Origin of the sequence: Amycolatopsis sp. NPDC006125, assembly GCF_040614195.1 — a bacterium.
GTDB lineage: Bacteria > Actinomycetota > Actinomycetes > Mycobacteriales > Pseudonocardiaceae > Amycolatopsis_E > Amycolatopsis_E tucumanensis.
Genome location: NZ_JBEXTZ010000057.1, coordinates 23,668 through 41,157 on the forward strand (window position 1 = coordinate 23,668; position 17,490 = coordinate 41,157).

Annotated in this window: 22 protein-coding genes; 9 read left to right on the forward strand and 13 right to left on the reverse strand. The window is 72.3% G+C overall.

Translation table 11 applies throughout. The annotated features are described in order from the left end of the window. Window positions 1-35: 35 nt before the first annotated feature. Entirely contained in the window at window positions 36-362 is a 327-nt protein-coding gene (locus ABZ193_RS26400; RefSeq protein ID WP_020423074.1) for a hypothetical protein, read from the reverse strand. An 83-nt stretch (window positions 363-445) separates the two neighbouring features. Between ABZ193_RS26400 and ABZ193_RS26405 the strand changes: the two genes are divergently transcribed. Continuing rightward, window positions 446-850, forward strand: a complete 405-nt coding sequence (locus ABZ193_RS26405; RefSeq protein WP_354711849.1) for a four-helix bundle copper-binding protein — start codon at window positions 446-448, stop codon at window positions 848-850. On the opposite strand, the gene ABZ193_RS26410 is transcribed toward ABZ193_RS26405, so the two are convergent. The 3 genes from ABZ193_RS26410 to ABZ193_RS26420 are packed head-to-tail and all read right to left on the reverse strand — an operon-like array spanning window position 842 to window position 4,048. Beyond that, a complete protein-coding gene (locus tag ABZ193_RS26410) occupies window positions 842-2,368 on the reverse strand; it encodes a glycoside hydrolase family 13 protein (protein ID WP_354711851.1) in 1,527 nt (508 codons plus the stop codon). The two genes, ABZ193_RS26405 and ABZ193_RS26410, sit on opposite strands and share 9 nt — an antisense overlap. Next, a complete protein-coding gene (locus ABZ193_RS26415) occupies window positions 2,365-2,805 on the reverse strand; it encodes a hypothetical protein (protein WP_020423071.1) in 441 nt (146 codons plus the stop codon). The genes ABZ193_RS26410 and ABZ193_RS26415 overlap by 4 nt, the downstream gene beginning before the upstream one ends. 37 nt (window positions 2,806-2,842) lie before the next feature. After that, window positions 2,843-4,048: a site-2 protease family protein gene (locus tag ABZ193_RS26420; protein WP_237338826.1), complete on the reverse strand. Its 1,206-nt coding sequence runs from the start codon at window positions 4,046-4,048 to the stop codon at window positions 2,843-2,845. A 148-nt stretch (window positions 4,049-4,196) separates the two neighbouring features. Here ABZ193_RS26420 and ABZ193_RS26425 point away from each other — a divergent pair, with 148 nt between their 5' ends. Both ABZ193_RS26425 and ABZ193_RS26430 read left to right on the forward strand, forming a co-directional pair. Next, window positions 4,197-4,586 carry a hypothetical protein gene (locus ABZ193_RS26425; RefSeq protein WP_354711853.1) on the forward strand — a complete coding sequence of 130 codons (390 nt, stop codon included), beginning with the start codon at window positions 4,197-4,199 and terminating at the stop codon, window positions 4,584-4,586. Further along, entirely contained in the window at window positions 4,583-5,815 is a 1,233-nt protein-coding gene (locus ABZ193_RS26430; RefSeq protein WP_354711854.1) for an erythromycin esterase family protein, read from the forward strand. The genes ABZ193_RS26425 and ABZ193_RS26430 overlap by 4 nt, the downstream gene beginning before the upstream one ends. A gap of 438 nt (window positions 5,816-6,253) precedes the next feature. Here ABZ193_RS26430 and ABZ193_RS26435 read toward each other — a convergent pair whose 3' ends face one another. From ABZ193_RS26435 to ABZ193_RS26445, 3 genes are all read right to left on the reverse strand, one after another. After that, a complete protein-coding gene (locus tag ABZ193_RS26435; RefSeq protein WP_354711855.1) occupies window positions 6,254-7,159 on the reverse strand; it encodes a PfkB family carbohydrate kinase in 906 nt (301 codons plus the stop codon). A 90-nt stretch (window positions 7,160-7,249) separates the two neighbouring features. After that, complete coding sequence (locus ABZ193_RS26440; protein WP_020423065.1) at window positions 7,250-7,420, reverse strand: hypothetical protein; 171 nt, start codon at window positions 7,418-7,420, stop codon at window positions 7,250-7,252. A gap of 76 nt (window positions 7,421-7,496) precedes the next feature. After that, on the reverse strand, window positions 7,497-7,970 hold the full coding sequence (locus ABZ193_RS26445) for a hypothetical protein (protein ID WP_020423064.1): 474 nt from the start codon (window positions 7,968-7,970) through the stop codon (window positions 7,497-7,499). 48 nt (window positions 7,971-8,018) lie between these two features. Between ABZ193_RS26445 and ABZ193_RS26450 the strand changes: the two genes are divergently transcribed. Continuing rightward, window positions 8,019-8,612 (forward strand): TetR/AcrR family transcriptional regulator, encoded by a 594-nt coding sequence (locus tag ABZ193_RS26450; protein ID WP_020423063.1) that lies wholly within the window; start codon window positions 8,019-8,021, stop codon window positions 8,610-8,612. On the opposite strand, the gene ABZ193_RS26455 is transcribed toward ABZ193_RS26450, so the two are convergent. Then, window positions 8,609-9,811: an FAD-dependent oxidoreductase gene (locus ABZ193_RS26455; protein ID WP_027936624.1), complete on the reverse strand. Its 1,203-nt coding sequence runs from the start codon at window positions 9,809-9,811 to the stop codon at window positions 8,609-8,611. The two genes, ABZ193_RS26450 and ABZ193_RS26455, sit on opposite strands and share 4 nt — an antisense overlap. Before the next feature lie 105 nt (window positions 9,812-9,916). Between ABZ193_RS26455 and ABZ193_RS26460 the strand changes: the two genes are divergently transcribed. The 3 genes from ABZ193_RS26460 to ABZ193_RS26470 all read left to right on the forward strand — a co-directional run bounded on the left by ABZ193_RS26460 (window position 9,917) and on the right by ABZ193_RS26470 (window position 12,126). Next, a complete protein-coding gene (locus tag ABZ193_RS26460) occupies window positions 9,917-10,942 on the forward strand; it encodes a glycosyltransferase family 4 protein (RefSeq protein WP_354711856.1) in 1,026 nt (341 codons plus the stop codon). Between the two features lie 176 nt (window positions 10,943-11,118). Next, a complete protein-coding gene (locus ABZ193_RS26465) occupies window positions 11,119-11,604 on the forward strand; it encodes a MaoC family dehydratase (protein ID WP_020423060.1) in 486 nt (161 codons plus the stop codon). 60 nt (window positions 11,605-11,664) lie between these two features. After that, on the forward strand, window positions 11,665-12,126 hold the full coding sequence (locus ABZ193_RS26470) for a DUF4383 domain-containing protein (protein ID WP_020423059.1): 462 nt from the start codon (window positions 11,665-11,667) through the stop codon (window positions 12,124-12,126). On the opposite strand, the gene ABZ193_RS26475 is transcribed toward ABZ193_RS26470, so the two are convergent. Further along, on the reverse strand, window positions 12,123-12,728 hold the full coding sequence (locus tag ABZ193_RS26475) for a maleylpyruvate isomerase family mycothiol-dependent enzyme (protein ID WP_020423058.1): 606 nt from the start codon (window positions 12,726-12,728) through the stop codon (window positions 12,123-12,125). The genes ABZ193_RS26470 and ABZ193_RS26475 overlap by 4 nt on opposite strands. Before the next feature lie 75 nt (window positions 12,729-12,803). Here ABZ193_RS26475 and ABZ193_RS26480 point away from each other — a divergent pair, with 75 nt between their 5' ends. Next, a complete protein-coding gene (locus ABZ193_RS26480) occupies window positions 12,804-13,223 on the forward strand; it encodes a MarR family transcriptional regulator (protein WP_354711859.1) in 420 nt (139 codons plus the stop codon). 142 nt (window positions 13,224-13,365) lie between these two features. Continuing rightward, window positions 13,366-14,208 (forward strand): hypothetical protein, encoded by an 843-nt coding sequence (locus ABZ193_RS26485; protein ID WP_354711860.1) that lies wholly within the window; start codon window positions 13,366-13,368, stop codon window positions 14,206-14,208. Here ABZ193_RS26485 and ABZ193_RS26490 read toward each other — a convergent pair. From ABZ193_RS26490 to rfaE2, 4 genes are all read right to left on the reverse strand, one after another. After that, complete coding sequence (locus tag ABZ193_RS26490; protein WP_017984551.1) at window positions 14,205-14,363, reverse strand: hypothetical protein; 159 nt, start codon at window positions 14,361-14,363, stop codon at window positions 14,205-14,207. The two genes, ABZ193_RS26485 and ABZ193_RS26490, sit on opposite strands and share 4 nt — an antisense overlap. A gap of 67 nt (window positions 14,364-14,430) precedes the next feature. After that, window positions 14,431-15,144 carry a methyltransferase domain-containing protein gene (locus ABZ193_RS26495; protein WP_020423055.1) on the reverse strand — a complete coding sequence of 238 codons (714 nt, stop codon included), beginning with the start codon at window positions 15,142-15,144 and terminating at the stop codon, window positions 14,431-14,433. Window positions 15,145-15,149: 5 nt separating this feature from the next. After that, complete coding sequence (locus ABZ193_RS26500) at window positions 15,150-15,950, reverse strand: glycosyltransferase family 2 protein (protein WP_354711862.1); 801 nt, start codon at window positions 15,948-15,950, stop codon at window positions 15,150-15,152. Further along, window positions 15,947-17,452 carry a D-glycero-beta-D-manno-heptose 1-phosphate adenylyltransferase gene (gene rfaE2, locus ABZ193_RS26505; RefSeq protein ID WP_354711863.1) on the reverse strand — a complete coding sequence of 502 codons (1,506 nt, stop codon included), beginning with the start codon at window positions 17,450-17,452 and terminating at the stop codon, window positions 15,947-15,949. Before rfaE2 ends, ABZ193_RS26500 begins: the two co-directional genes overlap by 4 nt. Between the last annotated feature and the right edge of the window lie 38 nt (window positions 17,453-17,490).

Sequence of the window (17,490 nt, forward strand, 5' to 3'; positions counted from 1 at the left end):
TGTCAGCCAGTCACCAACGTCCCCGGACAGCGGATCTAGGAACGTCCCCGGTGCGGGGTCTGGTCGGCGACGCCGTGGCGCAGCGGGGTGTTCGGCTCGGCCGCCGTCTGCTGCTTGGCGGGTGAGCCGCCGGCGTGGCCGGTCACCTCGGGGATCTTGGTGTGCTCGCCGTGCGACGGCTCGGCGCCCTCGTGGAGCTGGCGCTTGCGCACGCGCATCAGCTCCAGCACCGGCAGCCGGTTGGCGTGCTTCAGCTCGTAGGACATCAGCTGGTCGAGCTGCTCCTCGTCGAGCGACCGGATGCGGTGCTGCAGCGAGGCCAGTGGCAGCTCGTCGTACTCGGGCAGCGGTAGTTCGGACATGTGCCAAGGCCTACCCGGGCGGCGGCCGGGCAAACGGTTGGACCCGGCCGGGCCGGGTATGCGCCGGGGGAGAGGAGGACGTCATGACCAACGCCCTGCGCATGGTGCAGACCCACCCCGCCGACCTCGGCGGCCTCGACCCGGAGGCCATCGCCGCGTGCCTGCAGGAGTGCGTGTCCTGCGCCCAGACCTGCACGGCCTGTGCCGACGCCTGCCTGTCCGAACCGGATCCGGGCCCGATGGTGCGGTGCATCAAGCTCGACCAGGACTGCGCCGCCGTGTGCGCCGCGACCGCGCAGGTGCTGTCCCGCCGCGGCGACCCCGCCGGGATCGTCTCCGAGCTGCTCGCGCTGTGCGAGAAGGCCTGCCGGGCGTGCGCCGAGGAGTGCGAGAAGCACGCCGGGCACCACGAGCACTGCGCGGTGTGCGCCGAGGCCTGCCGCAGCTGCGAGGACGCCTGCCAGCAGCTGCGCCAGCACCTAGGCTGACAGCCACACGGCGGAGTCGGGGGCGAGTTCGTCCGCCGGTTCGGCGCTGGCCAGCAGGATCTTCCGGTGCGGCGGCAGCGCGATCGGCTCCGAGCCGAGGTTGACCACGCACACCACCCCCGGCTCGCGCCGGAACGCCAGCACGTCCGGCGCACTGTCCAACCACGACAGTTCCCCGTCCCCGAGTGCGGGGTGTTCCTTGCGGATCCGCAGCGCGTCCCGGTAGAGGCACAGCGTGGAGCCCGGGTCGTCCTCCTGCGCGGCGACCGTCTTCGCGGCCCAGTGCGGGGGCTGCGGCAGCCACGGCGTGCCGGCCGAGAACCCGAACGGCGGCGCCGAGCCGGACCACGGCAGCGGCACCCGGCACCCGTCGCGGCCGCGCTTGGTGTGCCCGGACCGCTCCCACGTCGGGTCCTGCAGCACCTCCTCCGGCAGGTCTTCGACCTCCTCCAGCCCCAGCTCCTCGCCCTGGTAGAGGTACGCGCCGCCGGGCAGCGCGAGCATCAGCAGCAACGCGGCCCGCGCCCGCGGCAGCCCGCCGCCGTACCGGGTGACGTGCCGTTTGACGTCGTGGTTGGACAGCACCCAGGTGGCAGGCGCGCCCACCGCGGCGAGCGCGGCGATGCTGGAGTCGATCACCGACCGCAGCTTCCCCGCGTCCCACGGGCAGCGCAGGAAGTCGAAGTTGAACGCGGTGTGCAGCTCGTCCGGCCGCACGTACCGGGCCAGCCGCTGGGGGCTGTCCACCCACGCTTCGGCCACGAAGATCCGGTCGTCGCCGTAGTGGCGGGCGAGCTCGCGCCAGGACCGGAAGATCTCGTGCACGCCGGGCCGGTCCCAGTGCGGGTGGTCGCTGCGGTCCGGCGGCTCGACCAGGCCCTCGTGGTCCAGGCCGAGGTCGGGCAGCGCCGGGTCCTTGACCATGCCGTGCGCGACGTCGATGCGAAACCCGTCCACCCCGCGGTCGAGCCAGAACCGCAGGACGTCAAGGAACTCCGCGCGCACCTCCGGGTGGTCCCAGTTCAGGTCCGGTTGCGTGCTGTCGAACAGGTGCAGGTACCACTGGCCGTCGCCGGCCCGGCTCCACGCGGACCCGCCGAAGACGCTGCGCCAGTCGTTGGGCTCGTCGCGGAACACGTACCGCTCCCGCTCCGGCGAGCCGCGCCCGGCGGCCAGCGCGGCCTGGAACCACGGGTGCCGGTCGCTGGTGTGGTTGGGCACGATGTCGACGATGATCCGCAGGCCGTGCCGGTGCGCCTCGGCGATCAGGGCCTCGGCGTCGGCGAGCGTGCCGAACACCGGGTCGATGTCGCGGTAGTCGGCCACGTCGTAGCCGCCGTCGGCCATCGGCGACGGGTACCACGGGGTGATCCAGAGCGCGTCCACGCCGAGGCCGGACAGGTAGGGGAGTTTCGCGCGGAGGCCGGCCAGGTCCCCGACGCCGTCGCCGGTGCCGTCCGCGAAGCTGCGGATGTAGACCTGGTAGATGACGGCGTCCCGCCACCACTGGCCGCTCACGTCTGCGGCAGGTCGTGGGCCCAGGACACCAGGTGGATCAGCGCGTCGATCTGCCCGCACGGATCCGGGTCCCCCGCGATGAACTCCAGCTGCGCCGCCAGCCCCGCGCTGTCCTGGTTGAGCTCGGCGAGCACGGCGCGCAGGACGGCCCGCAGCGCCGGCTGGAGGTCGTCGATCGGCACGGCCTCGTCGGTCTCGTCGGACAGCGCGATGGTGAACAGGTCCGCGCCCTCCGGTGCGGCGCGGGCCCGCACTTCGCGGGCGATCACCGTGACCAGCTCCGCGCACAGGGGCCGGAGCAGGCCGGCGTCCGGCGCGTCGGCGCCGATCATCCTGGGCAGCACGCGGGACACGGAGTCCAGGTCTTCCCGGTCGAGGCCGTCCACGAGCTGATCGGCCAGGCGCCGCACGTCTCGCTGGGTGTTTTCGTGGCTCATCGGAAGCGAGGATTCCCCTGCCCGGAGGTGCCGAAACTCACGGCCAGCGCTGGGCGGCCGGACGGCCCAGCGGCGGGCTGGACGGGCTGCGCGCGACCGCGACGTCCGCGCCGCCGTGCCAGTCCACGCCGAGACCGCGCAGCGTCACCGCGCGGCTGATGTCGGACGGCGACACGATCCCGACGAGCCGGTCGGCGTCGAACACCAGGGCCCGGCCGTCGGCGCACCCGGACATCCGCGGCAGCAACGCCAGCAGCGGCTCGTCCGGGGTGGCGCGCGGGATTTCCGTTGGCGGGCAGGCGATTTCCCCGAGCAGGGTGTTCGGGCGCTGCTCCGGCGGCACGGCCCGCATGCGGGTCAGCGTGACCAGCCCGGCGAACCGGCCGACCGGGTCGACGAGCGGGTAGGCCGAGTGCTGGCGCAGCATGGCGTTGTCCCGCAGGAAGGTCGCCACGGTGGTGGCGGCGGGCGCGGTGGCCGGGCGCATGGTCATCACGTCCCGCACCCGCATCGCGGCGAGGCTGGTGCCGAGTTCGGCGTCGCGTTCCTCGGCCAGCGCCAGGTTGACGATGAACAGGCCGACCAGCAACGGCCACACGCCGAGCCCGATCGGCCCGCGGAGCAGGGTCACCACGCCGAGCGCGCACACGGCGAAGCCGAGGACGCGGGCGGCGCGTGCGCTGCCGAGCGTGGCGCGGTGCCGGTCGTTCCACGCCGCCCACAGGATCGACCGCAGCACGCGGCAACCGTCCAGTGGCGCCACCGGGATCAGGTTGAACACACCCAGCACGAGGTTCAGCACCGCGAGGTAGCCGAGCACCGCGCCGGACAGCGAATCGCCGATCGGCGACGTCATCCAGGTGGCGAAGCCGAAGATCGCCGCCAGCAGCAGGCTCATCAGCGGCCCGGCGAACGCCACGCGGAACTCCACGCCGGGCGACCGCGGTTCGCCGCGCAGCCGCGTGACGCCGCCGAGCGACCACAGGGTCACCTCGCGGACCTCGAGTCCCGATCGTCGCGCGACGAGTGCGTGCGGGAGTTCGTGGGCGCACAGCGACACCACGAACAGCGCGGCGGTGATCAGGCTCGCCACGATGTAGGCGAACACCCCCTGCACCGGCGCGAGCGGCGCCCACTGGGTGAACGGCAGTGCCACGACCAGCACCCCGGCCATCGCGAAGACACTCCAATGCAGACCCACCCGGATGCCTTCGAACCGGCCCAGCCACACGGTCGTCGCCATCGCCCACTCCCCTCTCGCGCGTAAGTCCCCGTGACACCTCTACCCGCGTTGATCCTCCGTTGAACGTTTCGCCCGGCACGGTTTGGTTTCGGCGCGGAACGGGAAAGCTGAACCAGTACGACCGGCGTCAGACAGGGGACCGGCGAAGATGGACGTGTCACGGAACAGCGAGGTGGCGGCCAGCTGCGGCGGGCTGGCGGAACAGGCCCAGCTGGCGACGCGCGGCTTGTACCACCGCGCCTCCGGTGTGGACGGCGAAACCGGCATCGACGGCGCCGCGGAGATCTACCAGGTGCTCGGATCGCTCAAGTTGCTCTCCCAGAACGTCGCGCGCAGCCTGCCCGAACTGGGCACGTGGCTGGAACGGCAGCTGTGGCTGGGGAACCTGGACGTGCCGGGTGATCAGGGCGGGTACGAAACGCTGATCACGTCGGTCTTCGACGCCACGGCCGCGCTGGCCAGGGCGCAGGAGGTCACGGTGCGGCTGTGCCAGGAGCTCGCCACCGCGCAGGCCGCGGCCAAGGAGCTCTCGTATTGACCCCGCGCGAGGACGCCATCGGGCTGCGCCGGGTGGAGGACCTCGACCCGCTGATCGACCGCATCGGCGACGCGCGTTTCGTCCTGCTGGGGGAGGCCTCGCACGGCACCGCCGACTTTCACCGGTGGCGCGCGGAGATCACCAAGCGGCTGATCGTGGAGCGGGGCTTCTCGTTCGTCGCCGTGGAGGCCGACTGGCCGGACTGCCACCGCGTGCACTGCTGCGTGGCGGGCGGGCGCGGTGATCCGGAGGCGGTGCTGTCCGGTTTCGACCGGTGGCCGCGCTGGATGTGGGCCAACGACGACGTGGTGGAATTCGCCCGGTGGCTGACGGCGTACAACGCGGCGCGGTTCGGCGACCGCCCGGTGGGTTTCCATGGTCTGGACGTCTACAGCCTGTGGGATTCGCTGCGGGAGATCCTGGGGTACCTGCGCGAGCACCAGCCGGGCCAGGTGGAGACGGCGCTTTCCGCGATGCGCTGCTTCGAGCCGTTCGCCGAGGACCCGCACGACTACGCGTACTCGACGCGGCTCGTGCCGGAAAACTGCGAAAGCGACGTGCTGCGGCTGCTCGCTTCGCTGCGGGAGACCGGCGACGTGCCCGGCTTGGACGCCGGTTTCGTGGCGCAGCAGAACGCCGAGGTGGTCGCCGGGGCGGAGCGCTACTACCGGACGATGGTCCGCGGTGACGTCGAATCGTGGAACGTGCGGGACGAGCACATGACCGACACGCTCGACCGGCTGCTGGAGGCGTACGGCCCGTCGGCGAAGGCCGTGGTGTGGGCGCACAACACGCACATCGGCGACGCGCGGGCCACGGACATGGCCGCGGCCGGGATGCTGAACGTGGGGCAGCTGGTGCGGGAACGCCACCCCGGCGAGTCGTTCACGGTGGGCTTCGGCACGCACCGGGGCACGGTGATGGCCGGCTCGCGGTGGGGCGCGCCGCCGGAGGACATGCCGGTGCCGCCCGCGCGGGAGGACAGCCTGGAGTCGATGCTGCACGCGGCCGTCCCCGACGCCGATTCGCTCTTCCTGCTCGACGAGGTGGGCGAGTGGGCCTCGCAAGTCCGGGGACACCGAGCGGTCGGTGTGGTGTACGACCCGCGATTGGAGTGGCGGGGGAATTACGTGCCGACGATGCTTCCGCGCCGGTACGACGCGTTCTTGTTCTGTGATTTCTCCAGCGCCGTGGTGCCTCTGCACGCCCCGGTGGGGGTTTCTTCTTAGGAATCCGGTCCGCAAGCCGGCAACGAAAAGGAACCACTCCACGAGGCAGTCCCCTCCCGCAACCCGATCCCCAGCCAAATCGGTTGCCGAGCAGTCGGGTCAAGGTACGCTTTCCCGCCTTGACGCGACTTCTCGGCAACCGAACACTGAGAGATCGGGTTCGGGAGGGGCAGATCCGGGCGTAGCGAAGCGAAGCCGGCGCAGTAGATACCCGCGTAGCGGCAGGCGCCTAAGGCCGCCGAGGAGCAGGCAACTCCGGCAGTGGAGTGTGCGCCCGGCAGTTGGTGCACACCAGCAGGGTCGCCAGCGGCTCATCCGCCTCGTTGACGAGCTTGGCGATGCGCAGGGCGGAGTAACCGCATTCTTCGCACGGCACGGGTGGCGCCGCGCGGTCCGGGGCTATCAGTATCCGGGTTGCCGGTTTGGGCTGGCTGAGGGTCATGACTGCTTCCGCGACTCGAGGATGCCGGGGTTCAGCCGGGGTCGGCCCCCGGCGTGTTCGGTTGTGCTCGCCGCTGCCTCGACCGCCGCTCGTGCGGCGGTGCGCAGGTCCTGCCCCCGCGACAACGCGCAGGTCAGGGTCGCGACCAGGGCATCTCCCGCACCGGTGGTGTCGACGACGTGCGCGTCGCCGTGCGGGAGGAACTCGTAGCCGGCCCGGCTGACGAACACGTTGCCGTGGCCGGCCACCTCAAGTACTGCCAAGTCGAGCCCGTGCGCGAGCAGCATAACGCCCGCTTTGACCCCTTCGGCCACATTTCCGACGGGCTGTCCGGTGAGAATTTCCGCTTCCCTGGCGTCGGCGCGGAGGACGTCGGCGCACGCCAGCACCTCTTTGTCCGCGGGCACACCGTCCAGCACCACCCGGGCGCCGGCTTCGCGGGCGAGCCGGGCCGCGGCCATCGCCGTGCGGGCCGGTTGCTGCAATTGGACGATGACCGATGACGCGTCCCGGAGCAGTGCGGCCGAGGAGAGCACGTCGTGTTCGGCCACCTGGACGTCTTCGGGGATGTCCTCCAGGTAGCGCCACTGGCCGTGGTCGTCGACGACGTTCACGATGAGCGCCGAGCGGGCGTGTTCCCGCACCACACAGTGCGAGACGTCGATGCCGTCGCCGGCGGCGTGGGTCAGCAGGTCGTGTCCGGCGCGGTCGTCGCCGACCACCGCGAGCAACGCGACCGGCACACCGAGCTGGGCGACGCCGACGGCCTGGTTCGCGCCCTTCCCGCCGAGGATCTCGTCGCGGGAGCGCACCGTGGCCGACGTCCCGGCCTCCGGGGCGTCACCCACGCGCAGGACGAGGTCACGGGCGATCTGCCCGACCACGACCACCTCTGGTGTCACGGCGGGAGCAGTACCCGATACCGATTCGCACTAATCAACCCGAACGGGCGGCACCCGTTCGCGACGCGCTGACCTGCGCTTTCCGGCCCGTCAGGGCGCGACGGCGACCTCGCCGGTGAGAGCGCCTTCCAGCGGCTGCGTCGTCTGTTCGTCCTCGGGTCGCGCGTGCCGGCCGCGGGCGGCGTGCCTGGCTTCGGTGACGAGAGCCGGACCGCCCCACTTCAGGTCCGTGCCCGCGTCGTCGATGCGGTGCCTGCCCATGGTTTCCCTCCCCGATCGAGCACTGACGCCGGGATACCCCCTGGCCGTTCCGCATACACCTCCCCCTCACGGGTGGTCAGCGGCGGCGTTTCCGCACGGTGGCGGCGAAGGTCGCGGCGGTGACGAAGCCGTAGGCGACGTGCGGGACCACGTCGCTGGCCCAGTCGGCGAAGCTCCAGCGGCGCGGGTCGGTGATGCGCAGAACGGTCATCGGCCCGTTGGCGGCGACCAGCGCGGCGCCGGTCGCCGCGAGGCCGCCGGTGACCGTGCCGGGCCGCCACCCCGCGCCGTGCGCGGCACCGTAGGCGGCGCCGACCGCGGTCCCGGTGAGCAGCCCGAGCAGCGCGCCGATGCCGCTCGCCCGAGCCTGTTTCCGCTGCTCGTCGCCGGGGATCTCGACGCCGACGGCGTGCGCGACCTTCTGGACCGTCTGCTCCGGGGTCGAGCTCGCCGGCCGCCCGCGGACGGCCATGTCGACGTAGGTCACGGCGTTGAGGGCGGTGGCCCCGGCCGCCCCGGCGGCGGCGCCCCGCAGGATCGAAGACAGCATTCCGGGCGGATACCCGGCCGCCGGGAGGGCAACCTCTAGGATCGGGGCATGTCCCGGCCGACGACCTTCACCGAGCGTGCCCGCCGGGAGCAGATCATCGAGTGCACCATCGACCTCATCTCGACCAAGGGCTACCGCGGCACGTCGCTGTCCGCGATCGCCGAGGCGGCCGGGATCTCGAAGGCCGCGGTGCTGTACCACTTCGCGTCCAAGGAGAACCTCGCGCAGGCGGCGCTGGAGCAGGTGTTCGAGCAGTTCGGCGACTACGTCCGGGCCAGGGTCGACCGCCAGCCCGACGCCACGTCCGCGGTCACCGCCTACGTGCGCGCCATGATCAGCTACCAGTCGGCCCACCGGCGGCACGTCCGGCTCATCACCGAGGTGCTGCTCGACGACGCGAACGGGACGAAGCTCAAGGCGCCCGGCTCGCACGACGCCGGCGGCCGCTGGCAGGGGCTGGCCGCCCTGCTGGAGGACGGCCAGCGCGCCGGGGAGCTGCGCGAATTCGACACCACGACGGTCGCGCTGGCGATCGGCGGCGCGATCGACGGTGTGGTGTCGCACTGGCTCGCGCACCCGGAACTGGACCTGGACGCGGCCGCCGACGAGGTGGAGCGCTTCGTGCTGGCGGCGATCACCTAACGCCGCGCGAAGGCCGGCGCGTGTTCCGGCCGGACGCCGATCCCGCCGAGGTAGGCCGAGACCACCGCGAGGAGCGGGAACCGCTGCACCGCGCGCAGCGGGGGCGGCACGCGGGTCAGGGTGCCCTCGAGTGCCGGCTTCAGCAGCATCTCGTGCTCGCCCAGCTGCGCCCGCTGCGCCACCCGTGTCGGCCACTCGCGTCGCTTTTGGACCTTCGCCAGATCCTGTGTGGACACCCGGCCCTCGGACAACGGGCCGGCGAGGATCCGGGCGGCCGCGACGGCGTCCTGGACCGCCAGGTTCACGCCCACCCCGCCGACCGGTGACATGGTGTGCGCGGCGTCGCCGAGGCACAGCAGACCGTCCACATGCCACTGCGGAAGCCGGCCCATCGAGGTTTCCAGCAGCTTGACGTCGTCCCACGACCGGATCTCAGCCAGCACCTCACTGTCCCAGCCGAACAGTTCCGCGAGCCGCCCGCGGAACCAGTCGAGGCCGCGGGCACGCAGCCGGGCGTCCTCGCCCTTCGGGATGAGGTACGAGGTCTGGTGGTAGTCGCCGCGGTCCATCGTCACCGCGACCTGCCCGTTGCCGAACACGCCGAACACCCGGCCGTCGCGTTCGTCGTTCGGGGGCGCGGGAATCCGCACCTGCCACACGTCCATCGGCAGCGGGAACTCGTCGGGCTGCAGCCCGGCAGCCTGGCGCACCACCGAATCCCGCCCGTCGCAGGCGACGACCAGGTCCGCGGACAGCTCGCCCTCGCCGTCGGAGTCCCGGTAGGTCACCCCGGTCACGCGGCCGTCCGTCCTGCGCAGACCGGTCACCTCGGTGCCCATCCGCAGGTCCAGCGGCTCGGCGGCGGCCAGCAGGTCGAGGAAGTCCCACTGCGGGACCATCCGGATGTGCTTGTGCCGTCCGGGCAGACGGCCGAAGTTCGCCGCGACCACGGTTTCCCCGGCCACCCGCATCCGCATCTCGGTCAGCTCCGGGCCGGGCAGCTCGGCGAACTTCCGGCCCAGGCCCAGCTCGTCCAGAAGGCGCAGAGTGGACGGATGAACGGTGTCCCCGCGGAAGTCGCGCAGGAAATCCCGGTGCTTCTCCAGCACGGCCACCTTGACTCCGGCCCTGGCCAGCAGGACGCTGAGCATCACCCCGGCCGGGCCCCCGCCAACAACGCAGCACGTCACGTGTTCCATGCGGACGATGCTAACCGATCGGTCAGGGGTCTGACCGACCGGTTAGGTGTTGGGTGATCGCGGAACGGGTAGCTGTGTCCGGTATGCCGACTACGTGAGGTGGCGATGGAACGCCTGAACGTGGCGCTGGTGGTGGACAACGAGGCGTTCGGCGGCGCGGAGGTCTACGTCCGGCGGCTGCTGCGGTGCCTGCCGTCGTGGGTCGCGCCGAGCCTCGTCGTGGGGGAGCCGCTCGCCGGCGCGTTCCCGGAGCGTGTGCCGAAGCAGATCGTGGCGTCGGCGGTGCGGAGCGTGTGGGCCCCGCAGGTGGAGAACGCGCTGCGAGCGCTTTCGCCGGACGTCGTGCAGGTCAACCTGGCCGACGCCGGGGCGAACCTGGCCGCCGTGCAGGCCGCGGAGTCGGTGGCGCCGACCGTGGCGACGCTGCACCGGGTCGGTGGCGCGCCGCAGTCGAGCGCGGTCTGGGACTGCTACCGGCGGCTGGCCGGGGCGCTGGCGCCGTCGCGGATCGTCGAGGCGCGGCTGCGGGACCTGGGCACGCCCGCCGAGCGGGTGACGCGCATCCGGCCTGGTGTGGACATCCCGGCCTCGCCGGTCGAGCCGTCGGACCGGACGCCCGTCGTGATCGGCGCGATCGGCGGGGCGACCGGCCCGGACCTGCTGTCCGCGGTGGCGACGCTGCGGCGGCGGGGCCGTGTGGTGCGGGTGCTGGTCGCCGGGGACGGGCGGGATCTGGCGGAGCGGGCGCGGGGCCTGCCGGTGCGGTTCCTGGGGCGGCTGCGGGACGTGAGCGCTTTCCTGCGCGGGCTGGACGTGTTCTGCCTGCCGTCGCGGCGGGACACGTTGTCGCTGGCGGTGCTGGAGGCGATGGCGCACGGGGTGCCGTGCGTGACGACCGCGGTGGGGGAGGTGGTGGACGAACTGGCGGGCGCGGCGATGATCGTCGCACCCGGCGACGGACCGGCACTGGCCGCGGCGCTGGACCGGGTCTGCACGGACATCGCGCTGCGCCGCAAACTCGCCCACGCCGCCCGGGAGAAGGCTGAGCAAGACTTCGACGTGCGTCGCATGGCGGCTGAGACGGCGGACGCCCTGGCGGCGGCGCACAACTTGAGCAGCTCGGCGCGCTGACCACCGCCGGTGGCACTGCCCGCGGCGGGCGGTTGGCTCGCTGCCCGTGCCAATCTGCCGCCGCCACCAGCGGTCAACTCGCGCCACGCTGACCGACTCGCCGCCCCCGTGCCCACCGCCGCCACGGGGGCGGCGCGCGCCGAGGTGGGTGGCGAAGTCCGTGCGATGCTGGCGCCATGACGATGACCCTCAGTGAGGCGGACTTCGCCGCGCCGATCGACCAGCGCTTCTTCGAGGACTACGAGCCGGGCGCGGTCTACGAGTACGGGCACCTCTCGGTCACCGAGAAGGAGATCCTCGACTTCGCCACCCAGTTCGACCCGCAGCCGATCCACACCCGGCCGGAGTGGGCGAACACCGGGCCGTTCGGTGGGCTCATCGCCAGTGGCTGGCACACGACCGGCCTCATGATGCGCCTGTTCGCCGACCACTACCTCTCCCGCAACGCCAGCCTCGCCTCGCCGGGCGTGGACGAGCTGCGCTGGCCCGCGCCGGTCCGGCCGGGCGACTCGCTGCGGCTGCGTGCCACCGTCGTGTCCGCGCGGGCGTCCCGCTCCAAGCCGGACCGCGGGCTCGTCCACACGCGTGGCGAGCTGCTCAACCAGGACGACCAGGTCGTGTTGAGCCTCGTCGCGATGAATCTCGTCGGACGCCGTCCCTGAACGGGGTTTCGGAACGCTCGGCGGGGCTATCCGGGGGCAATTCGTCCCAAAGGAGTAGTCATGACCGGGCGTTCCGCAACCGCGACCAGGGTCCGCAGACCCGTGCAAACCGCAGCGACCATCGTCGCCGCCGTGTTCCTGCTCGTCGGGATCCTCGGGTTCATCCCGGGGATCACCACGAACTACGACGACCTCACCTTCGCCGGCCACCACTCCGGCGCGATGCTGCTCGGGGTCTTCGCCGTGTCCATCCTGCACAACATCGTGCACCTGCTGTTCGGCGTCGTGGGCCTGGCGCTGGCCCGCACCCCGGGCGGCGCCCGCGGGTTCCTCGTGCTGGGTGGTTTCGTCTACCTGCTGCTGTGGGTCTACGGACTGGTCATCGACCAGGACAGCGGCGCCAACTTCGTGCCGCTGAACAACGCCGACAACTGGCTGCACCTGGGCCTCGGCGTCGGCATGATCGCGCTCGGCTGGGGTCTGACCGCCGTCGAGCGCGGCCGCGAGAACCGCGCGGCCTAGATCCCGGTCAGCTGCGGGATGGTCGCGGTGCGGCCGGCCAGCAGCATGACCAGGGCCTGGATCGGGCCGCGGACCTCCGTGCCCTCGCCCGCGCGCCAGTCGGCGTCCGTCGCGATCAGACGGTGACCCGCCAGGCGTTTGCGGGCGTGGAACGGGAAACCGATCTCCCACAGGTGGTCCGCGGACGCGACCGCCGCCTCGGCCGGCATCGGCAGCCGCCGGCCGAGCGGCATCGCGATGTCCTGCGCGTGGACGTGCACGTCCATCAACGCGTTGTCGAGACTCTGCCGCGGCGCGAGACGGCGCATGCCGACCGCCGTGCGCAGCAGTTCCACCACCTCCGGCGGCGAGAGCCGCGCCGACTCCCGCTTGGTCAGGTCGTAGACCATGCGGTTGAAGTTCCCGCGCGCCCGCAGCGCCGCCTTGAGGACCGTGCCCACTCCGACGTGCGGTGCGAGTGCCACGTGCGTCGCGACGTCGTGGACCGTCCAGCCGTCGCACAGCGACGGGTACGTCCGCTCGACGTCGGTGAGGGTCTCGTAGAGGTCGGCGATCCGCGCGCGTTCCGCGTCGATCGCCAGCCACTTGTCGTTCTGTTCCATGGGAACCTCGCCCGAAAGTGGTAAGATGGTCTGACTAGTTTAGGCAAGTTCTCTGACTATCGTCAAGGAGCCCGCGTGAACACCGGACTGCTGCTCTACATCCCGTACCGCCACCTGGAGAACCGGGTGATGGACGCGATCCGCGCCGCCGGGTTCGAGGTGACGCTCGCGCAGGCGCGGCTGCTGCAGCGGCTCAACCCGGCCGGCAGCAGGCTGACCGAGCTGGCCGAGGCGGCGCAGGTGACGAAGCAGACCGCCGGGTTCCTGGTCGACCAGCTGGAGAAGGCCGGTTACGTGCAGCGGGTGCCGGACCCGCGGGACGGCCGGGCGCGCCTGATCCACGCCACGGACAAGGCCCGCGAGGCGGCGCCCGTCGCGGAGGCCGAGATCGCCCGCATCGAGGCGGAGTGGGAGCAGCACGTGGGCAAGCGCCGGATGGTGCAGTTGCGGGAGACGTTGGAGAAGCTCTGTGAGATCACCGATCCCTACCGCTGAGGCGGCACCGCTGAAACGAGCTCCGTGGCGGCGCGGCGCCGGCTCGGCGCTGCCACGAAAAGCTCCGCGACGCGGCGCCAGCTCGACGCGGTCACCAGGAACACGGCGGCGCGGTGCGGGCCAGCCGACCCGCATCGTGCCCGTGCGGTTCACCCCCACCGCACCCTCGACGGCTGCGGTCTACCGCGTCACCGGGCCACAGCCGGCGTTCGTCAAGATCCTCCAGGCCCCACGGCATTCCGCGGTGTTCGCGACCATCCCCGCCTGCCTCCGGGAGCGGTTCGCGCGCGAGTTCCCCTGGCGCGGTGAGGCGGACTTCCTCCGGTCCGGCTTCCGGCTGCCGCCCGGCCTGCGCACCCCCGCCGTCTTCCGCATCGACGAGCTGGGCGACGACCGCGTGGCGATGTGGCTGGAAGACGTCCAGTGCGCGGACCTCCCCTGGGACCCGCCCCGGTTCGAGCGCGCCGCGCACCTGCTCGGCCGCTGGGCCGGGCGTCGGCTCGGCGGCCCGCCCGGGCCGGCGCTCCGTATCCTCGCCGAAGGCCGGCTCCACCTGGACGCCATGACCCGCGACGACCAGCGCGCGCTCGCACGCCGGGTGCCGGACCTGCTCGACCGCCTCGACGCGCTGCCGCAGACCCTCGGGCACCACGACGCCTGCCCGCAGAACCTCCTGGTGCCGCGGGACGAGCCGGACACATTGGTGGTGATCGACGTCGGCTGGCAGTGCCCGCTCCCGGTCGGCTCCGACCTGGGCCAGCTCCTCGTCGGGCTGGCCGACGAGGGCGAGTTGCCGGTCGCCGCCCTGCCCGCGCTGCGCGAGCTGGTCCTCGACGCCTACCGGGACGGCCTGCGCGCCGAAGGCCACGCCATCAGCAGGGACGAAATCGCCTTCGGCTGCGACGCCGCACTGGCGATCCGCAGCGCGTTCCACACGCCACCGGAGCTGTCCGCATACCTGACGCGGCTCGGCCTCGCGGCTTAGGACTGCGCGTCGGCGGCGGGCGGCTCGGTCTCGTCGTGCTGCCAGAGCGCCGACCACACCAGGCCGCGGTTCTCCGTGCCGCCGGTCCGGGTCGTGCTCTCGGGCTGCTCCGGCCACAGGTTGATGGCGCCGGCCGGAATCCGGTGGGTCGTCATGCGGTTCACGGTATGCACCACGTGTTTCACCCCCGTTGCCGGGACCGCGCAGGTGCGAGTCAGGTCACTAGTCGAAGAACCGGGCGAGGTGCGCCGCGCCCGGCGCCTCCGCCGAACCGTCCTTGACCGGCCGCAGCTCGGCGAAGATGCTGGCCCCGTCACAGCCCGCGTGCAGCGGGAACCAGGTGCGCGGCGAGCCGGGCCTGCGGCAGATGCCCTTGATCGTCTGCACGTCCAGCATCCGCACGTGCGTCGGGTCGGCCACCGCGTTCACGTAGCGCCACCACGGTGACAGCACGTAGGCGATGCCGTCCGGGCGCAGCACCCGGTGCACCTCGTCCACCAGCGGCAGGAAGTCGATCAGGTGCTCCAGGATGTGCACCAGGAACACCCGGTCCGCGCACGAGTCCGCGAACGGCAGCGGCCCGGACAGGTCGGCGACCACGTCCACCTCGCCGGTGGTCATCAGGTCCACGCCGAGGTTGCCCGGGTACTGCTTCTGGCCGCCGCAGCCGAGGTCGAGGATCAGCGGGTCCCGCCCGCCGACCCGGACGCGGTCCCACACGCCGAACACCCCGTCCAGCCGCCCGATCAGATCACGCGCGGTGTCCAGGTGCGCCCGCTCGCCGACCTCGCCGGTCAGGTGCGCGACGCCGCGGTCGAAGCGGACCTCCAGGTCGAGTCCACGCAACCGCTCGTCGTACTTGAACAACTCGTCCGCCGCCCGGCCCAGGAACTCGTCCCGGAGCCGGAGGCGCTGCTGGGAAACGGGCTCGGTCATGATCCTCACGGGGGAACGACGTCGTAGGCTTCGGTGTCCCGGTTCACCACCGTAGTCGGTGACTCCAGGTGCACGGCCCCGGTGGGCAGGATGCCCGCCGCGCCGTACTTGGCGGCGACCTTCATCTGCGCCAGCACGTCCTCGCCGCAGTGCTCCGGCGGCAGTTCCTGCCAGAACTCGAACCCGCCGACGTTGACCAGCGCCTCGCGGTCGAACATCACGCAACCGCCGACCCAGGCGACCTTGTACGCGGTCCACTTCGGACGGTGCCGGACCCGCTCCGACAGGTGCGTCGGGTTGGCCGCGTTGTGCAGGGTCCAGCGCCGCCACTCACGCGTGCCGGGCGTGATCTGCTCCGGCTCCGGCCTGTCCTCCCACTCTTCGTACGGCTCCAGCTCGTGCGGCCGCCGGTCGTCCAGATAGGACAGTCCGGTGACGGCGTTGCCGACCATCCCGCAGCCCAGCTCGCTGATCGCCGAGTGCAGGCGGGTGATCGCGCCGGGTTCGAGCCACACGTCGTCGTCGAGGAACAAGACGTAGTCCGCTTTGGATTGGTCCAGCAGGTGGTTGCGCTGCTGCGCCAGCCCGCGCCGGGGCAGGTTCCGGCTCAGCTGGACCGGGTGGCCCTGGTGCCGCAGCACCCGGACCATCGCCTCGGCGGCCGGAGACTCGTAGGACGCGTCCCCGTCGGACTGGTCGGCCACGTGCACCGCGAAGTCCGGGAAGTCCTGCGCGGCCAGGCTGGACAGGGTAACGGCGAGTTCGGCGGGACGGTTGCGGGTGGGGATGAGGACGTCGACCCTCACGCGCCCTCCCCGACCGGCGCGGAAGTGCGGATCTTCTCGATCACCGACGTCGTCGAGTGGTCGGCGACGTACCCGAGCACGCGGACCTCGCCGCCGTAGGAACGCACGGTCGGCGCCTCCGGCAGCATGTTCTCGGTGTAGTCGCCGCCCTTGACGTAGAGCTGCGGCTCCAGCAGCTTGAGCAGTTCGACCGGGGTGTCCTCGTCGAACACCGCCACGTGGTCCACGCAGCTGAGCGCGGACAGCACGGCGGCGCGGTCCTGCGCGGTGTTCACCGGCCGGTCCGGGCCCTTCAGCCGTCGCACGCTCTCGTCGGAGTTGACGGCGACGATCAGCACGTCGCCGAGCCGCTTGGCTTCGTTGAGGTAGGTGATGTGCCCGCGGTGCAGCACGTCGAAGCAGCCGTTGGTGAACACCACCCGTCGCCCGGCCTCGCGGTGCGCGGCGACCGCGCGGGCGAGTTCGGCGGCGGGCACCGCGGCCTCGCGTTCCCGGCTCAGCGCCAGGGACAGCTGCGCCTGGGTGCAGATCGCGGTGCCGTCCTGGTGCACCACGACGTTCGCCGCCGCCTGCGCCAGCTCCATGCAGCTCGTGGTCGGCAGGCCGGCGGCCCGCGCCAGCACGAGCGCCGCCGCGAACGTGTCGCCGGCGCCGCTGGCCTGGCTCTCCGGCGCGGGATCGGCCCACGTGCGGTAGCCGCGGCCCTCGCCGGTGAGCAGCATCGCGCCGTGCCGGTCCATCGTCACGACCGCGGCCGCGGCGCCGGTCTTGTCCAGCAGTGTCCGCCGCTCGTCCTCGAACAGGCGCGCGCGTTCCTCGCCCGGCTCCGGCAGGTCGGCGCCGAGCAGGTTCGCCGCCTCCGCGGCGTTCGGGGTGACGAGGTCGGGCCGGGCCTGCTGCCAGTGCTCGAAGTCGTGCGCGTCGACGACCAGCAGCGGGATGTCCGTCCGCAGCCGCGCCACCGCGTCCCGCAGCGGTTTGCCGAGGAGGCCGTTGCCGTAGTCGCACACCATCAGCGCGTCCGCGCCGGCGAGCGCCTTTTCCAGTGCCTTGGTGAGGCGGTTGGTCTGCACCGCGGGCAGGTCGTCGCGGTCGCCCTCGTCGAACCGCAGCAGCACCTGGTCGTCGGCGACCACGCGCTGCTTGCTGGTGCTGCGCCGCGACGGCGCGGTGAGCAGGTTCTCGGTGTCGACGCCGTGGGAGTCCAGCAGCGCGGCCAGTTCCCGGCCGGGTTCGTCGTCGCCGACGACGCTGACGAACCGGGCCCGCGCGCCGAGCGCGGCGAGGTTCGCCGCGGTGTTCGCCGCCCCGCCGGGCGACAGGGCGCGCGCGCCCACGTCGACGACGGGCGCCGGGGCCTCGCGGCAGATTCGCTCGCAGTGGCCGGACAGCCACACGTCGAGGATCGCGTCGCCGAGCACCACGACCGTGGGCGCGGTCTCCGACAGCAGCCGGACGAGGTCCGGCGTGATGGGGGCCACGTCCTTGGTCTCGCCTGCCATGTCCACCTCCACTCCTTCTCCTGCTCCACCAGTAGCCG

What these genes read in the sequence shown, in the direction of transcription:
- ABZ193_RS26415 (WP_020423071.1), bottom strand. Translation starts at nt 2,805, where the DNA reads ATGAGCCACGAAAACACCCAGCGAGACGTGCGGCGCCTGGCCGATCAG.
- ABZ193_RS26455 (WP_027936624.1), bottom strand. Translation starts at nt 9,811, where the DNA reads ATGGAACACGTGACGTGCTGCGTTGTTGGCGGGGGCCCGGCCGGGGTG.
- ABZ193_RS26490 (WP_017984551.1), bottom strand. Translation starts at nt 14,363, where the DNA reads ATGACGACCCACCGGATTCCGGCCGGCGCCATCAACCTGTGGCCGGAG.
- ABZ193_RS26400 (WP_020423074.1), bottom strand. Translation starts at nt 362, where the DNA reads ATGTCCGAACTACCGCTGCCCGAGTACGACGAGCTGCCACTGGCCTCG.
- ABZ193_RS26425 (WP_354711853.1), top strand. Translation starts at nt 4,197, where the DNA reads ATGGACGTGTCACGGAACAGCGAGGTGGCGGCCAGCTGCGGCGGGCTG.
- ABZ193_RS26445 (WP_020423064.1), bottom strand. Translation starts at nt 7,970, where the DNA reads ATGCTGTCTTCGATCCTGCGGGGCGCCGCCGCCGGGGCGGCCGGGGCC.
- ABZ193_RS26475 (WP_020423058.1), bottom strand. Translation starts at nt 12,728, where the DNA reads ATGGAACAGAACGACAAGTGGCTGGCGATCGACGCGGAACGCGCGCGG.
- ABZ193_RS26470 (WP_020423059.1), top strand. Translation starts at nt 11,665, where the DNA reads ATGACCGGGCGTTCCGCAACCGCGACCAGGGTCCGCAGACCCGTGCAA.
- ABZ193_RS26495 (WP_020423055.1), bottom strand. Translation starts at nt 15,144, where the DNA reads ATGACCGAGCCCGTTTCCCAGCAGCGCCTCCGGCTCCGGGACGAGTTC.
- rfaE2 (WP_354711863.1), bottom strand. Translation starts at nt 17,452, where the DNA reads ATGGCAGGCGAGACCAAGGACGTGGCCCCCATCACGCCGGACCTCGTC.
- ABZ193_RS26440 (WP_020423065.1), bottom strand. Translation starts at nt 7,420, where the DNA reads ATGGGCAGGCACCGCATCGACGACGCGGGCACGGACCTGAAGTGGGGC.
- ABZ193_RS26420 (WP_237338826.1), bottom strand. Translation starts at nt 4,048, where the DNA reads ATGGCGACGACCGTGTGGCTGGGCCGGTTCGAAGGCATCCGGGTGGGT.
- ABZ193_RS26405 (WP_354711849.1), top strand. Translation starts at nt 446, where the DNA reads ATGACCAACGCCCTGCGCATGGTGCAGACCCACCCCGCCGACCTCGGC.
- ABZ193_RS26460 (WP_354711856.1), top strand. Translation starts at nt 9,917, where the DNA reads ATGGAACGCCTGAACGTGGCGCTGGTGGTGGACAACGAGGCGTTCGGC.
- ABZ193_RS26450 (WP_020423063.1), top strand. Translation starts at nt 8,019, where the DNA reads ATGTCCCGGCCGACGACCTTCACCGAGCGTGCCCGCCGGGAGCAGATC.
- ABZ193_RS26465 (WP_020423060.1), top strand. Translation starts at nt 11,119, where the DNA reads ATGACGATGACCCTCAGTGAGGCGGACTTCGCCGCGCCGATCGACCAG.